General features: G+C 36.2%; 14 protein-coding genes. 2 read left to right on the forward strand and 12 right to left on the reverse strand.

Going from position 1 to position 15,072, the window contains the following annotated elements; all coding sequences use genetic code 11:
- Nucleotides 1-53: 53 nt before the first annotated feature.
- Complete coding sequence (locus tag ACFSFW_RS20500) at nucleotides 54-1,547, reverse strand: ABC transporter permease (protein WP_388040961.1); 1,494 nt, start codon at nucleotides 1,545-1,547, stop codon at nucleotides 54-56.
- 12 nt (nucleotides 1,548-1,559) lie between these two features.
- On the reverse strand, nucleotides 1,560-2,990 hold the full coding sequence (locus ACFSFW_RS20505; protein ID WP_388040964.1) for an ABC transporter permease: 1,431 nt from the start codon (nucleotides 2,988-2,990) through the stop codon (nucleotides 1,560-1,562).
- A 160-nt stretch (nucleotides 2,991-3,150) separates the two neighbouring features.
- On the opposite strand from ACFSFW_RS20505, the gene ACFSFW_RS20510 reads away from it, so the two are divergent.
- Nucleotides 3,151-4,872 carry an ABC transporter ATP-binding protein gene (locus ACFSFW_RS20510; protein WP_388040967.1) on the forward strand — a complete coding sequence of 574 codons (1,722 nt, stop codon included), beginning with the start codon at nucleotides 3,151-3,153 and terminating at the stop codon, nucleotides 4,870-4,872.
- Nucleotides 4,873-4,978: 106 nt separating this feature from the next.
- Nucleotides 4,979-5,065, forward strand: a complete 87-nt coding sequence (locus tag ACFSFW_RS20515) for a hypothetical protein (protein ID WP_388040997.1) — start codon at nucleotides 4,979-4,981, stop codon at nucleotides 5,063-5,065.
- A 107-nt stretch (nucleotides 5,066-5,172) separates the two neighbouring features.
- Here ACFSFW_RS20515 and ACFSFW_RS20520 read toward each other — a convergent pair whose 3' ends face one another.
- The 10 genes from ACFSFW_RS20520 to ACFSFW_RS20565 all read right to left on the reverse strand — a co-directional run bounded on the left by ACFSFW_RS20520 (nucleotide 5,173) and on the right by ACFSFW_RS20565 (nucleotide 15,034).
- Nucleotides 5,173-6,405, reverse strand: coding sequence for a multidrug effflux MFS transporter (locus tag ACFSFW_RS20520; protein ID WP_388040970.1), 1,233 nt, complete (start codon nucleotides 6,403-6,405; stop codon nucleotides 5,173-5,175).
- Between the two features lie 204 nt (nucleotides 6,406-6,609).
- Nucleotides 6,610-7,347, reverse strand: coding sequence for a tRNA pseudouridine(38-40) synthase TruA (truA, locus tag ACFSFW_RS20525; protein WP_388040972.1), 738 nt, complete (start codon nucleotides 7,345-7,347; stop codon nucleotides 6,610-6,612).
- A 42-nt stretch (nucleotides 7,348-7,389) separates the two neighbouring features.
- A complete protein-coding gene (locus ACFSFW_RS20530) occupies nucleotides 7,390-8,151 on the reverse strand; it encodes a Nif3-like dinuclear metal center hexameric protein (protein WP_388040973.1) in 762 nt (253 codons plus the stop codon).
- A gap of 331 nt (nucleotides 8,152-8,482) precedes the next feature.
- The gene (gene brnQ / locus ACFSFW_RS20535; RefSeq protein ID WP_388040976.1) at nucleotides 8,483-9,790 is read right to left on the reverse strand and encodes a branched-chain amino acid transport system II carrier protein; all 1,308 of its coding nucleotides are present in this window, start codon (nucleotides 9,788-9,790) and stop codon (nucleotides 8,483-8,485) included.
- A 553-nt stretch (nucleotides 9,791-10,343) separates the two neighbouring features.
- Nucleotides 10,344-12,149: a YecA family protein gene (locus ACFSFW_RS20540; RefSeq protein ID WP_388040978.1), complete on the reverse strand. Its 1,806-nt coding sequence runs from the start codon at nucleotides 12,147-12,149 to the stop codon at nucleotides 10,344-10,346.
- Between the two features lie 86 nt (nucleotides 12,150-12,235).
- A complete protein-coding gene (locus tag ACFSFW_RS20545) occupies nucleotides 12,236-13,102 on the reverse strand; it encodes a hypothetical protein (protein WP_388040981.1) in 867 nt (288 codons plus the stop codon).
- 249 nt (nucleotides 13,103-13,351) lie between these two features.
- Nucleotides 13,352-13,729 carry an aspartyl protease family protein gene (locus tag ACFSFW_RS20550; RefSeq protein ID WP_388040983.1) on the reverse strand — a complete coding sequence of 126 codons (378 nt, stop codon included), beginning with the start codon at nucleotides 13,727-13,729 and terminating at the stop codon, nucleotides 13,352-13,354.
- Entirely contained in the window at nucleotides 13,726-13,974 is a 249-nt protein-coding gene (locus tag ACFSFW_RS20555) for a hypothetical protein (protein ID WP_388040984.1), read from the reverse strand. The genes ACFSFW_RS20550 and ACFSFW_RS20555 overlap by 4 nt, the downstream gene beginning before the upstream one ends.
- A 46-nt stretch (nucleotides 13,975-14,020) precedes the next feature.
- Nucleotides 14,021-14,404 carry a hypothetical protein gene (locus tag ACFSFW_RS20560; protein ID WP_388040986.1) on the reverse strand — a complete coding sequence of 128 codons (384 nt, stop codon included), beginning with the start codon at nucleotides 14,402-14,404 and terminating at the stop codon, nucleotides 14,021-14,023.
- Between the two features lie 348 nt (nucleotides 14,405-14,752).
- Nucleotides 14,753-15,034 (reverse strand): hypothetical protein, encoded by a 282-nt coding sequence (locus tag ACFSFW_RS20565; RefSeq protein ID WP_388040989.1) that lies wholly within the window; start codon nucleotides 15,032-15,034, stop codon nucleotides 14,753-14,755.
- Between the last annotated feature and the right edge of the window lie 38 nt (nucleotides 15,035-15,072).

Consider the following 15,072-nt stretch of genomic DNA (forward strand, 5'->3'; position numbering starts at 1 on the left):
ATTCTACCTCCGTTTATTCATTATGATGTGATCTATTTTTTAAAAAATTTAACCTACAAATCTAACTTCGGATCCAATGCATCCCGTAAACCATCCCCCAAGAAGTTAAAGGAAAGTACTAAAAGAATAATGGCTATTCCAGGAAAAATGGCTAAATATGGATTGGTTTCTAAGTACATACTGCCAATTTTTAAAATATTTCCCCATTCAGGAATATGCGGTTCCACACCTAAGCCTAAGAAGCTTAAGGAACTTGTAGCTATAACGGCGCCCCCGATAGTTAACGAAGCTTTCACAATCATTGGAGCAAACGCATTCGGAACAATCTGTTTAAAAATAATTTTCCATTCATTTTCTCCTAATGCTTTGGCTGCCTCAACATATTCCAAATTTGAAACCATCAATACATTCGCCCTCATTGTTCGCGCATACGTAGGTATCGAGCCTACGCTTAACGCGATAATTAAGTTAATCGTACTCGAACCAAATGCTGCGATGATCGCAATTGCTAGCAAGATGCCTGGCACGGCATATAACACATCAAGTAAGCGCATGATGATGTTATCAACTGATTTTTGATAGTACCCCGAGATAGCTCCTAAAAATCCACCAATTACAAGAGGAATCACTGTCGTTAGTAAGCCAACAACCAAGGATATCCTTGCACCGAAAACGATTCGAGAAAAGACATCTCTACCGAAATTATCGGTACCAAAGGGATGTGCAAGGCTTGGCTCTAAAAGTAGTGCATTATAGTCATTATCTGTGGAAAAGGAACTCACAAAAGTCCCGTAGCTAGCCATTGATAGTGCAAACATTAAAAAGATGAATAAAAATCCTAACATAGCCGTAAAATTGTTCGTCATACTTATCCAGAACTTATTCCATTTATCAATGGTTGAAGCATTACTGCTTATTGACTTCATCACCAAGCTATATCCTAAAATCAAACCAAAAAAGTTACCGGTGAAACCAATTAAAAAGATGACAACCCCAAGCCATTTCAATAACGGCTTCACACCCTGTTCAACATCCGTACGCGAAAGGATGATAATCAAAATCAGTTCAATGACCATCGCCAAGATCAATAGGGTCATAGAGGGGATGAATAGATTGGACACATATGGCTTAAACAAATTGAAAAAGGAAATAGCAAAAATGACAAATTGCGTCAGGAACATATAGTACGCAAGGGTGTACTCAATTGAATCCTTCTTTTTTAACATTCGGAAGGCAAATGCAGCGGTAAATATATTACCTACAAATAAACTTAGCAGTTGAACACCACTCAAGAGTCTTGTGCGGTTCTGTATCGCCCCAAAGGTCAATAAATCTCTTTTTATAAGAAGAACAATGGCTCCTTGTAAGATTGAGGTAATGAAATAGGTAGCCATTACGATTCCCCAGACTAAACTCCAAGTCCCTTCTGCGAAATCATATGCATTAAGGAAAAAGATGATTGATAATGCGATCGAAAGAAACAAGGAAAAACTAGCATTCTTATATACTTGTGATTGTTTTAGTGCAAACTCCTGTTGTGTCGTCATTTCAAACACCTCTTAAGAACTTTTCATTTGAGAACGAATTCTCGGATTCAATAATGCATAGATAATATCAACCACAAGGTTTACAAGAGAGATTGTAATTGCAATGTAGACGACCCCACCTAATATCGATGGAATGTCCGGAACAAATTGTTTATCTACTATATAGCTTCCTAGACCGCTAATATTGAAGACTTTCTCGGTAACAGCAGCCCCGCCGAGCATTCCACCAAACTGTAAGCCCATCACAGTAATAATGGGAATCATTGCATTCCTTAGAGCATGCTGGATTAGAATCTTTCTAGGACTTAATCCCTTCGCCTTCGCAGTTATTATGTAGTCTTCATTAATCACTTCAAGGATCGACGAACGTGTCATCCGAGCAATCGATGCCGTTAATCCTGTCCCAAGGACAATGACCGGCATAATAATAGACAACCAATCACCAGGTGAATAGGTTGCGGGCAACAGATTCCACTTAATGGAGAAGTTCAGTATAAACACTAAACCTTGCCAAAAATTAGGAATGGACAAACCTATTAATGCGATAAACATAAAACTATAATCCCAGATGGAATTTCGTTTCGCTGCAGAAATAATACCGATTGGAATCGCCAAGACGATAGCCATCACCAAGGAAAATACAGCAATTATTAAAGTAATCGGAAATTTATTCGCAATACTTGTTGCTATATCCTCATTACCTGTATAGGAAAATCCTAAATCAAAGGTGATAATTCCTTTTACAGCATTTGCTAGCTGCACCAAATACGGTTGATCTAGACCGTATTGACGATTAAATTCATCTCGCTGATCCATTGTAGCGGCTTCACCTAAAATGTTCGCAGCTGGGTCTGACGGTGAAAAATATAAAATGGTAAAGACGAAGATTGCTACCGATATAATGACGAAGATCGTCATCACAAGCCGTTCAAAAATATATCGAAGAATCATTTTGGAATAGATCCATAAGAACAAATACATCAGGATACCTGGAATAAAACTAACCCAAACAAAGGTTGTTTTATGTAAACATTCCCCAAAGAATTGCAGATAAGTAGAATCTTTGATGTTTTTCTCTGACAAAGTAGCTTTAGCCATTTCTACAGCTTGTTCATCTGCTAGCTTACTAGCTTCTTCACGCATCTCTTTCTTATCTATAGGTTTATTAAAATAGTGCATTTTACTTTTGTATTGATCTTCATAACGCTCAATCCATGTACCGTATGTAGATGATTGTTGAATCGCTTCTATCTCTTTTTGGAGTTGCTGCTTATAGGATGAATTTTTATATTTAAATTGATAAAATAGCCAAGTCATCAAATGAACAGGAAGTCCAAGCAGGATAAATACGAACTTTAATAAAGGTTGGGTAATCACTCCAAGATAATATTTTTCAAAACTAAACCGTATTTGTTCATTTGTTTGATCCTTTTCTGAAAGCAAATAATCCCCCCCTCTTTCGAAAAATCCTTATCATTGATTATTCCTAGTGGTTTAGTGTATATTAAAACCTGTAACAGAAATAAAGTATAGTGATGATATGAAAAGATGTCAACTTATAAAAATTAAAATATATTTTTACTAGAAATAGAGGCAATTCAATATGGAAAAATTATTAACAGTCAACAATGTGCATATCTCTTTCCTTTCTAATAATGAAGTCTTCGAAGCTGTCAAAGGAGTTACATTTGATGTCCGCAAAGGGGAAACACTTGGTATTGTCGGAGAATCCGGTTCTGGGAAAAGTGTAACTGCAAGGTCGATTATGCAGCTGCTCCCTTCTCCACCAGCATTAATGACAGAAGGCTCAATTGAATTTGATGGTAAACCGATTTCTACTTTTACAGATAGTGAAATGGAAAAAATCCGCGGAAAAGAAATCAGTATGATTTTCCAGGACCCTATGTCGTCATTAAACCCGACTATTAAAGTCGGAAAACAAATCGATGAAGTTTTAATCAAACATCAAGGTCTTTCAGCAAAAGAGGCCAGACTAGAGTCTATTGAAATGCTGCAGTTAGTCGGTATTAAAAATCCAGAAGAACGATACAATCAATATCCGCATGAGTTTTCAGGAGGTATGAGGCAACGGGCCATGATTGCCATGGCACTCGCCTGCCGGCCAAAGCTATTGATTGCCGACGAACCGACCACTGCCCTCGACGTAACGATTCAGGCGCAAATTTTACGATTAATGAAAAAAATGCAAAAGCAGTTTGGCACATCCATTATCTTAATCACCCATGATTTAGGGGTCGTTGCTGGGATGTGCGACCGGGTTGTTGTCATGAAAAAAGGGGAAATCGTTGAAAGAAATACCACGGAGAAGATTTTCTCCTCGCCAAATCATCCTTATACAAAAAAACTGTTGAATGCCCTGCCTCGGCTAGATGAAAAGAAACATCCTAAGGGCGAGATTGACCTCCCAGAAGATATCAATCCGAACCGTCCGTTAATTGAGGTAAGAAAATTAAAACAAGTCTATCCACTTGGTGGTGGAAAAACACTAAAAGCAGTGGACTCCATTAGTTTTTCGATTCAGCCAGGTGAAACGCTGGGGCTCGTTGGAGAATCAGGATCCGGAAAATCGACAACAGGAAGATTGCTATTGCGTTTGCAAGATGCAACGGAAGGTGAAATTCTTTATAAGGGGATGGCCATCAACCGGTTAAATAAGAAACAATTGAAGCAATTGCGTAAGGAAATCCAAATTATTTTCCAAGATCCTTATGCTTCACTCAATCCACGTATGAAGGTACTGGATATTATCGGACATTCCTTGGATATTCATAAATTAGTGAAGAACAAAGCAGAGCGTAAGGCTCGGGTTGAGGAGTTATTAGAGCTTGTAGGTTTAGAAAAAGAACATGCGGATCGATTCCCTCATGAATTTTCAGGCGGTCAACGACAACGGATCGGAATCGCTCGGGCACTTGCAGTTAACCCGAAATTCATCGTATGTGATGAACCATTATCTGCATTGGATGTATCCTTGCAAGCACAAATCGTGGACTTATTAAAAGACTTGCAGAAAAAGCTAGGGCTAACCTACTTATTTATCGCTCATGATCTTTCAATGGTCAAACACATCAGTGACCGTGTAGCAGTTATGAATGCCGGAAAAATTATTGAACTTGCCGAAAGTGAAGAGCTTTACAGTGACCCGCTTCATCCGTACACGAAATCGCTGATAGCGACCATTCCAGTACCGGACCCAGCAGTCGAGACAAATAAACTAAAACAAGAAATACCGGAAATGCCTCGTTTTGATTTCAGTCAAAATGAATTGCAGGAAGTAAAGCCTGGGCATTTTGTGTTGATATAATAATTTTGGCCTGTTTCTATTATAGGAACAGGCCATTTCATTTCAGTCACAGTGACGCCCCGAATATTCTTGTTTCACAAAATAGTTCCACGAGTAGTGAGGCGTCATTGGTGCTATAACAGTATCAGGGTTAGCACCGGAAGAGGATCATGCAATGGTTGTCAGCGCCATTCAAGAATATTTGCAAAAGTAACGATTATACAGGTACTTTCATCATTTATTTGTAGATAGAGTAACACCTTTCTAATCAATCGCTTGAATAGAAAGGTGTTTTATATTCCATATACTAAATCCATAACATTAAAGACTATTATTATTGATTACTTGTTTTGAAGAATTTACCTTTAAAGAGGATTTTCTTACTAATACATAATAGGATAAAAACGCCATAAAGCTTGCTGAAAAGATAATGATTCCCATTGGAATGGCTGTATATTCTCCTGCTATTCCGACCAATGGAGCTGTTAACGATCCGAGTAAAAATGGCAAAACACCTAATAATGCAGATGCACTTCCTGCAATATGTCCCTTAGTTTCCATTGCCAAAGAAAAAGACGATGTGCCAATAATACTAATGGAAGTTACGATAAAGAAAATAGGAATAGCTACAGCAATTAATGGTGCCTTTAATAGAATCGCTATAAGCAATAATATAGCACCGCTATTAGAAATAAATAAACCTATCTTTAAAAAAGTTCTCTCCGAAAAAATCGTTAATCGGCCAACAGTTTGGGTACCAATGATTAATCCAATACCATTTATACCAAATAACAAACTAAATACTTGAGGAGAAACGCCATAAATATTTTGATAGACAAAAGATATACCGGATACATAAGCAAAGATTCCAGCAACAATAAAACCTTGTGTAAAAGCATAACCTGCAAATTCTCGATCCTTTAATAAAGCTCCAAAATTCCTAACTACTTGAGTAAAATTGCTTGGTACACGCTTTTCAACAGGTAAAGTTTCTTCCAATTTAAATGAAACTGCTAGAATTAAAGCCATACCAATAACAGCTAAAACAAGGAAAACACCTTTCCAATTTGCAAAAGCGAGGATAGCACCACCTGTTATCGGTGCGATAATCGGGCCAAGATTTCCGATCAACATCAACGTAGCAAAAAACTTCGTTAGTTCTTTTCCGCTGTAGAGGTCTCGAACAACCGCTCTCGAAATGACAATTCCACCTGCAGCTGCAAAACCTTGAACAAAACGGGATACAATAAACGTATAGATATTTGGTGCTATTGCACACGCCAACGATGATAGTAAATACAAGCTGAGAAAAATAAGCAATGGTTTACGACGCCCCTGCACATCACTCATTGGTCCTATGATTAACTGCCCCAAGCCCAATCCTAACAAGCAAGTTGTTAAACTAATTTGAACTAAAGAAGCATTTGTATGAAAATCATTCACAATAGTTGGAAAAGAAGGCAAATACGTATCTATTGTAAATGGTCCCAAAATTGAAAGGCAACCCAGCAGAAAAGCAATCTGTAATCGTTTCTTTTTTGTTAATGAATTCATGTCTTAACGCCTTTCTACATAGAATTTTCTATTAACCTTTCAAATTAACAACTTTTATAATATTTATTAAGTAGGAAGAATAGGTAAATGGTTATTGTTGAAAGGAAAATTGAATTATTCACCTATTGTATAACGTCAGAATAATTTTTTCACTAATAATTCCATTTTCTTTTGATGGGACGGAGGGACAAATTTTCCCAAAGTTTAAAAACCAACCTTCTTCAAATACAATCCTTCCGCTTCCGCCATACGACCTGTTTGAATTCTTTCTTTTGATTCCAGAATACTTGGTATTGCAGCAGCCTCTTTTTCGCCTAATCCAACTTCAATTAACGTGCCTACAATTTTTCTCACCATATTGTAAAGGAAGCCATTGCCTCGTACTTTAATTTCGATAAAGCCGGCATTTTCATTGATCTCAAGCGAGTATATTTCACGCACCATGGACTTTTTCTTCGACTTCGCATTGGAATAGGAAGTAAAGTCATGCTTCCCTAAAAAATAGTGAGATGCTATTCTCATTTTTTCGATATCAAGCTTTTCCTCTACATGCATACTGTACTTTCTCATGAAGGGATGTGGATATTGCTCGTTCCAAATCTTATACAAATAGGTTTTATCTTTCGCATTATAACGTGCATGAAAACGATCATGAGTTAACGTTACATCCACAACGCTTATGTCATTTGGAAGATATCTGTTTAAATACTGCATAACTTCATCTTCCGTTGCATTTTTACGCATCTTAAAGTTAGCGATTTGAGCAAGAGCATGTACACCTGCATCTGTTCTTCCAGACCCAATGATTTCAATCTTTTCTCCTGCCAGTTCTGTTAATACATTTTCAATTTTCCCTTGAATCGTATTGTCACTATTACTAAGTCGCTGCCACCCCTTGTAACGGCCACCATCATACTGAATCGTTAATTTATAATTGTTCATTGCTTTCTCCTTAAGTTCTACGTATTTCAGTGTTATTATATCTTATTTTATATTCGCTTCATAATGCTCTTCATTGAGTCTCACTACTCCAAGTTCCTTAATATTCTCCTTCAATTTCAATGCTAAACTTTCAATTCCAAAGAATTCTGTAAAAGTATGACTCCCAATGATAAGATTTATCCCTTTAAACTGCGCATATTGAATCGTATACAAATTACATTCACCTGTAATGTATACATCACACTTATTTTCAACCGCTTCCTTGAGGCAAGCAGTTGGTGCTCCATTTCCACAGACTAAGCCCACTCGCTTTATCTTATTGTTATTAAACTTCCAAGATCTAACTGGTTCTCCAAGTAGATTCTCCATACTTTTTACTAACTCATTAAAATCAATTTCCTGATCATATTCTGCGATTCTACCAAAATATAACCCTTCCCATTCGTGGGTTCTTTTAACAATTTCTAAATTCAACTTATTTAATAAACTATCATTTGTTCCAAAGTTACAGTCATCAAGTGGCAAGTGGTTATAATAGTGACTTATCCCGTACTCTGCTAGTTTTTCTATGCACGCCTCTCTTAATCCATATATCTCATCCCATGCATCATGATGTGTAACCATCATATCAACACCATTAATTCTTGCTTCCTCTATCGTTTCAAGCGTTAGGTTAACACAGTATCCAATTTTCTTAACTTGTTTATCTGCTTTGTATGTAATCCCAGACTCACTAAAATAAATTTCCTTATTTGATATATTAAAAAGGTCATTAATTCGTTCAACAATATAGGAAACATCCATGTACTTACCTCCTCGATTTCATAGAATAGTATACGTCATACATTAGGATACGTCACAGTGACGACCCGAATATTCTTGTTTCACAAATAGTTCCACGCATAGATGATAGTCAATATGCCCAATCCTTGTTACACCAGTTCCTCAATTTATACAAGAAGCGACAACAACTAAGGATGTATTTAGGAAATTGGGAAGTTAAAGAATGCGTGAGCAGGATATTAATGGTTTATGCAATGCTAGTGTAAATGATTTTGATAAAAACTAAAACACACGTCACCTATTCCTTTGGGAAGAGGGACGTGTGTTTATTTTGAAAATGCCAGGGTGTAATTTAATTTGCAATCGACTGCCCTGTGGCTTTCTCCTTCTCTTTAAATCTTCCAATGATTGCTCCACCGATGAATCCAATTATTGCTGGAATTAGCCATGCGAACCCATTACTGCTTAATGGAATCATCCCAATTAAACGAGATAAAAATGGAATATTTACGGCTGATGTCATTGCTTCTGATACGCTAATAATCACTGTTAATAACACGGCACCTTGAAAGGAGGCAGCGTTTGGTAAGTGCCTATGAAAAATCCCAACCAATATGACCACGATACAAACCGGATAGATTGCCTCATAAAGCGGTGTTGCTAAAAATACGATTCGATCTACACCTAATAATGCAATGGCAATGCCAAGGACACAAACGATGGCCGCCGTTGTTTTATAACTTAGCTTCCCATTTGTTAAACTATCAAAAAATTGAGCAACAGCTGTAGTCAAGCCAATCGCAGTAGTCAGACATGCTAATGCCACCACGATCCCTAATCCGTAGAGCCCACCTTTACCTAATATCGATTCTACAATACCTAATAATAGTTCGGCCCTATCTATGTTTTGAGGATACATCCCACTAACTGAAGCCCCTAAATATAAAAGCCCCGAATAGATAATAACTAAAAAGATAAAGGCGATGAGCCCTGCAAATGCAATCATTTTATTTCTTTCCTTATCAGACCGGTATCCTTTGCCAAAAAGATGTGAAATAAACACACTAGCAACCATAAAACTTACTAATAAGTCTCCTGTTTGATATCCGCCAAGAAATGCATTAACAAAACTACTTGAAATTTCTGTGTCCACTGGTTGTCCAACTGGCGTTATGACTCCATTTATGATGATAGCAATTAAAATGACAACCAATGCAGGTGTTAAAAAAGTTCCCACTTTATCGATAACATTGTTCCTGTCATTTACAAAATAATAAGTTAACGCGAAGAAAATGATGACAATAGGTGCTGCTGGAATCGATGGGAAAACTGCCTGAAAACCTAATTCATGGGTAACAGCCCCCGTTCTCGGTATGGCGATAAAGCTTGAAAATAACATGATGCCTAGTAGTATCCATTGCGAAAATTTAGGATGCACTTTTTTAGTCAATTGATCTACAGTACCACCAGCATGGGATATAATATAAATCGCTAGTATAGGGAAAAAGACCCCTGAAATAATGAATCCGATGTTCCCGCTAAGCCAGCCCGTCCCGGATTGTAGCCCTAAAAATGGTGGGAAAATTAAATTCCCGGCTCCAAAAAATGTGGCAAAAAGCGCAAGCCCAATAATACTACTATCTCTTAGAGTTTTTTTCATTGTAAATCAGCCCTTCTCTTTTAATGTCACAATTTGCTTGTATCCTTTTCTGTACATATTTCACAAATTTAAATAATCGTATAAACTATCTTCTTCCAATGTTTGATTTCACTATTCCACCTTTTCTGAAAAGTCAAGATGCACTTCACCTCATTGTTGCGCTCACTAACCCCCGGGTAGGGTAGCCTCGTTGTGTTCTCAAGAGGTTTAATTAGCCTGTTATACCTTTTTGCTTCTTGGCATTCATACGAATAATAGTTTGTTAGACAAATATTTTTATAATATACCACAAATTTTGCAATAGTTTAAATTTAAAGAACAAAAGATTTTACTGCGGGTTACACTAGTAAAATAGAAATGTAAGAGATACGTCACAGTGACGACCCGAAAATTCTTGTTTCACAAATAGTTCCACGCAAAAAAGAAGGGCCTTACACCCAAGCGCTAGCGCTTTAGTACGATGGGGGGCTGGCCCTTTAATTCATGTACTTCTTTCCTTAATTTCGTAGATTCTCTATGGAAGAAAGTCCTGAATTTTACAGTAGTATCTTATTTACTTTATCATTTCAGTTTCCATTCCAAGCGCAGCAATTTGTTTAGCATGTTGAAACTTCTTTTCTTTTTCCAACCACTTTGTTAATGCTTTTAACGTAGAAACCATGTCTTTCAACTTTGTTTTACTGACTCTATCATTTATCTTATATATTCCATTTGAAATAAACTCATACCAAAAAGAAAAATTACACTCGTCCCAATTCTTTACTGTGCTTCTTTCCAAAACTTCTCTTATATCATAAAGACTATTTTGGTATTTTCTTTTAGTACTTTCAGACATTCCATCGGTTTTTTCTTTATAAAAATTAATGAGGTCTTTTGTATAGAAGTTATCTACAGTTTTCGGAGTAAAGCCTAAGTTTTCATAAATCGGTATATCCTGTTCCAAAATAACCGTTTTACGTTGTTCCTTATTGGGTACCGGAAGAAGTTTTGACTGACGCTGCTTTCCACCTGTAACAAAGGGTGAAAACTCCAAGGCTAATTCTCTTCTTACAGTATTAAAATCAGCTGTGATCTCCACATTTCCATATTGTTGATAAACAAGGAGATATAAGGTATATTCCGATTGTTTCAACCATACTTCAGCTAAATCTTCTTTTCCCTTTTCAACTAATTGCCTTAAAGACAAATTATCGAACATTGGAATCGGCTCATCTATTTGTAAATTCCATTTATTTTGTGCAATTATCCCAAAATATTCTGGAACACCCTTTTCAAGAGAAATTGATAGTTGTTGCACTTCAGCATTTATCGGTAGGGTAATTCGTTCTTCCTGATCATCTACCAACTGAAATGCTCCTCTAGCCTTTTGCAATTTTCTTAGAAACAGGTTAACGATACTCAGGTTAGTAGAGACAAAGGTTAATGTTGTATTCTTAAGTTCTATGCTGGCCAGAACTTCCCCAATATGAAGGCTGCCCTCTAGTTCACTATCCTTAAAAACGTGTAAATTATCCAGCCAAATTAGTTTTTTATACGTATCCTCCCATGTATCAATCATAAAACATTCTTCGTTATATAAGAAATTCTCCCCTACAACTTTATCATTAAGTAGGAATTTATAATTATATTGAACCAATTCCTTTTCACCTAAATCTTCGTCTCTTTCATCTCGTAATGCTACCAGTAATTCAGGATAGTACTCAATAAATACTTGTTCGTAATCCAGTCCTGTTTGCTTCATTAGACTTTGCACTAAAATTGTCGCTTTATGAAATCCATTTGGACTTGCCTGAGTTCTAACACCATTAAAATAAAATTCGTCTTCAAATGGTTCAAGTAAAGCCAACGTACTATACCAAGGAGTAAAGAATGGAATATTTTCATGATAGGCAGATACTAGAAACTTTTCTTTTGTGAAAAAGTCTAGAAAAACTACCTGAGATTTCGTTTTATCAATAGCTTGAACAAGCTTTGGTTTAAGCTCGGCCCACCTTCTAGCCATTACGAACTCTTCTTCTGAGAGTCGCTGCCCTTTTTCCATTAAAAACCATTCAATCCCGCGCATACCATTTTCATAACGGTAGAAAAAATAGAGCCAAAAATCTAATAGTCCTCCTAGGTCTTTATCAGACTTCAATTTTGCTCTCTCTTTAAATTCGGATTTCAATCGGTAATAAAGTTTATTTGAAACCCTCTCATAAATAAAGTCACTGAGTTGATTCACTAGCCTAAGCTTTTGTTGATAAAATTGCTCTACTTTAAATTCTCGTAACTGCACGACGTTACTCTTTTTCATACAACACTTTTTATACTTTTTCCCACTCCCACAAGGACATGGATCATTTCTTCCAACTGTCATTCACATTCCTCTTCCTGCATTTTTTTCCTAAATATGTGTTTTTTATTAATTATAAACCAACACCACAAATTTAACCTTTATGCTGACTAAGTAAGCGGCAAGACTTCCTGAAGTAACAAAAATAGCTCAGATTTTTTGGATGCTTCTTTTCGCTGCTTGCTCATACTTTCCAAGAAATATTCCTCTTCTTCTTCCAATTCCTGATAGTATAACTCATCCAATTTACGGGATAACACTCCATAAAAATAGGCAAAAGGATTATGAACAGAATTTCGCTTTAGCTTGATAACCATTTGTTTGAAGGCTTTTATCGATAGTTCAATCATATCTACACATTCCCTGTCACGGTTGTTTTTACTAGCTGCAATGGTTGTCATTTTCCAATATTCCTCGATTATTTTTGCATCAGGAAAAAATGGATTTACTGCTTCCACAAAGGAAACAGGAACTCGATCACTCGTAAATGTAAAATCTAGAGGAGCGTCCTTACGTTCTTTTATATTTTGTTTAGTTTTAAAAGGATTACTAGTTTCTTTAGGGTGGTTCAAAATTTCTTCTTTAGGTGGTTCATGATAGGTTGAGGTCATTTCAGGAAAACGATTAAACACGTAAAGATTGCTAGATTGTGAGCCATTCTTGCGCTCGGTTTCATATACTGTAAAAATACCTAAAGCCACTGCTTTTTGAATCATTCGTTTAAAAGTAGAACGAGACACGCCATTTCCTTTGTATTCCTCATGGATGGACTTCAGCATCGTACCAATCTTTGCATTGCAAACCCCTGGAACCTTTGCTGAATAACGAACAAGGCGTTTTAACCCAACAAGCTCACCTTTTGAAAAATCACCCTTATATTGAAGCATCCACATCTCCATATGTCTGTTGAATTCCTGTAAACTACTAAAATTTGAATAGTCCTCAAACTGATCAACTGTGCCCGATTTTAAATTCACTTGAATGCACCACCCTTTCATTGTTGTTATAGAGAGGTGGTGATAAAAAAGGGGCATCCGTTTTAAAGTTTTTTATGGGAAATCTGTGAACAAAAAAGACTTAAAGGAAAATCTCCTCTAAGCCAATAGATTAATATAAAGTGATTCATTTATATTCCATTAGGAGTTCAATGGGTGTACGCATTTTTTTCAACAATTTTTATGAACCTTGTTTTTCAATTATTATAAAAAGCACAAGCCGAACTAATCTTAACTAGGTGGTATTAACTCCAATTTTTCCAAATTTATTGTAAAGTTATAGGTTTTTAATAAATCCAATCCTAGTAACCCATTATGCTTCTTAGGCAACATACCAACATCTAGTTCAAAATCTAATAGGGCAAATGAATCAAGTTCTAATTTGTCCATTATTTTTGTATAAAATGGAACCGTTCCACCAATTCCGTAAGCCTCATATATTGAATCACCATTTTCATACCTAACATCTATTTCTTCTAATACATCAGGACTAATTACTGTATGGGAGGAACCAGTATCTACTATTACATCACAAATTTTTAATGATTTTCCACGAAAAGTAACATTTAGGGTAGTTGTAATGAGTTGCCCATCATATGAAAGTTTCATGTCAACCTTCTCACTTTCATTAATGGGTCTCTTCGAATATGGATTACAAATTCTTCATTAGCAGTATGATAAACACAAGTTCCTTCCTTGGCACGGAAAAACTCTTTGGTTGCATCCTGATCAGAAATAGTTCTTATCGGAGCTACTTCATCCACAATTTTCGTTTCTCCTTCTTCACGATAGTCTAGAATAGAAACTAACACAAATTGGTTTGGAAAAAGCTCCCTGACTTCTTGCCATTTCATAATTTTCCCACCCTCCTTTTTTTATCAGGAACCTTGAATTTAGTACTTAACCTATTAATTCTATTGCTTTTTCCTTCATTTCATTATATCGACTATTAAAAAGTTTAAGCATGGAGTCGTCAGCCAAAAATTTTCTAACAAAGGCCTGTATTTCCCGTCTGGAAAATTTACCTTTATCATGTATTTTATAACCTCTTCCGTTAAGCTTATACCGAATCATGAAACTGTTAGTTTCCCTTTCTTCCGTAGGAAAAACTTGAACAAAATTTAGAACTACCTCTTGACATGCACAATTCGGATTCATACAATATGAATCCGCAACCAAAAATAAACTTCCAGCATACTCTAGGTGGAAATAATTTTGATTTAGGAAAACTTCTGAATAACAAACAGTGATACCATTGGCAACCTTATTTAGCACAGCATGCATAATAGCGCTCCTCTTTAATAAAATTGGCTCAACCGGCAAAATTCCCGTTTAATCAAGTAATACATCAAACATATTCACTTTTAGCATTTTATCTGATAATTGTTTAGTAGTAGTAGTGGCTTGATGGAGATTTAATATGATGACATTAAAAAGGGGAAAATTGCTGATTTAGTGGAATGAACTTAAACATAACAGGGACCATTATTTTTATTATTGTTCCGACATTGTTCTACCTCCCTTCTGATTAGAATTATATCACATTATTTTTTATAGTAGATTATTGATTAGAGTAATTTACTACAATTATATGAACATTTTGTTACTTTTACTAACGTCACCGTGACTTATCTAGTTTTCTTGTTCACAGATTGTTTCCATGAGAAAAAGTGCTAGACCCACGAACATCATGGATTGTGGGAAAACTGTGAAAAAGAGATACGTCATATCCAATGCACCCGTTCCAATTGGCACACAAACAATACGTTTCGTGTCACTAGATTCGATTTCTTTTTCATCGATAGAAAGTTGACCAATAGTCGCAAAGAGATCTTTTTCTGTAAAAGCAGGGCCTGACCCCCAGTGCACTAACGCTTTAGTACGATGGGGGTCAGGCCCACTGGCCTTGCACACCTTTAAAATAATTCCATATTTTCAAAAAAAAGTATTTA

Origin of the sequence: Ferdinandcohnia salidurans (assembly GCF_042680725.1) — a bacterium.
Taxonomy (GTDB): Bacteria; Bacillota; Bacilli; order Bacillales; family Bacillaceae_L; genus Ferdinandcohnia; species Ferdinandcohnia salidurans.

Bases quoted from the DNA above. Each gene is read 5' to 3' on its own strand.
- ACFSFW_RS20500 (WP_388040961.1), bottom strand. From the start codon at position 1,547: ATGACGACACAACAGGAGTTTGCACTAAAACAATCACAAGTATATAAG.
- ACFSFW_RS20510 (WP_388040967.1), top strand. From the start codon at position 3,151: ATGGAAAAATTATTAACAGTCAACAATGTGCATATCTCTTTCCTTTCT.
- ACFSFW_RS20520 (WP_388040970.1), bottom strand. From the start codon at position 6,405: ATGAATTCATTAACAAAAAAGAAACGATTACAGATTGCTTTTCTGCTG.
- truA (WP_388040972.1), bottom strand. From the start codon at position 7,347: ATGAACAATTATAAATTAACGATTCAGTATGATGGTGGCCGTTACAAG.
- ACFSFW_RS20530 (WP_388040973.1), bottom strand. From the start codon at position 8,151: ATGGATGTTTCCTATATTGTTGAACGAATTAATGACCTTTTTAATATA.
- brnQ (WP_388040976.1), bottom strand. From the start codon at position 9,790: ATGAAAAAAACTCTAAGAGATAGTAGTATTATTGGGCTTGCGCTTTTT.
- ACFSFW_RS20540 (WP_388040978.1), bottom strand. From the start codon at position 12,149: ATGACAGTTGGAAGAAATGATCCATGTCCTTGTGGGAGTGGGAAAAAG.
- ACFSFW_RS20550 (WP_388040983.1), bottom strand. From the start codon at position 13,729: ATGAAACTTTCATATGATGGGCAACTCATTACAACTACCCTAAATGTT.
- ACFSFW_RS20555 (WP_388040984.1), bottom strand. From the start codon at position 13,974: ATGAAATGGCAAGAAGTCAGGGAGCTTTTTCCAAACCAATTTGTGTTA.
- ACFSFW_RS20560 (WP_388040986.1), bottom strand. From the start codon at position 14,404: ATGCATGCTGTGCTAAATAAGGTTGCCAATGGTATCACTGTTTGTTAT.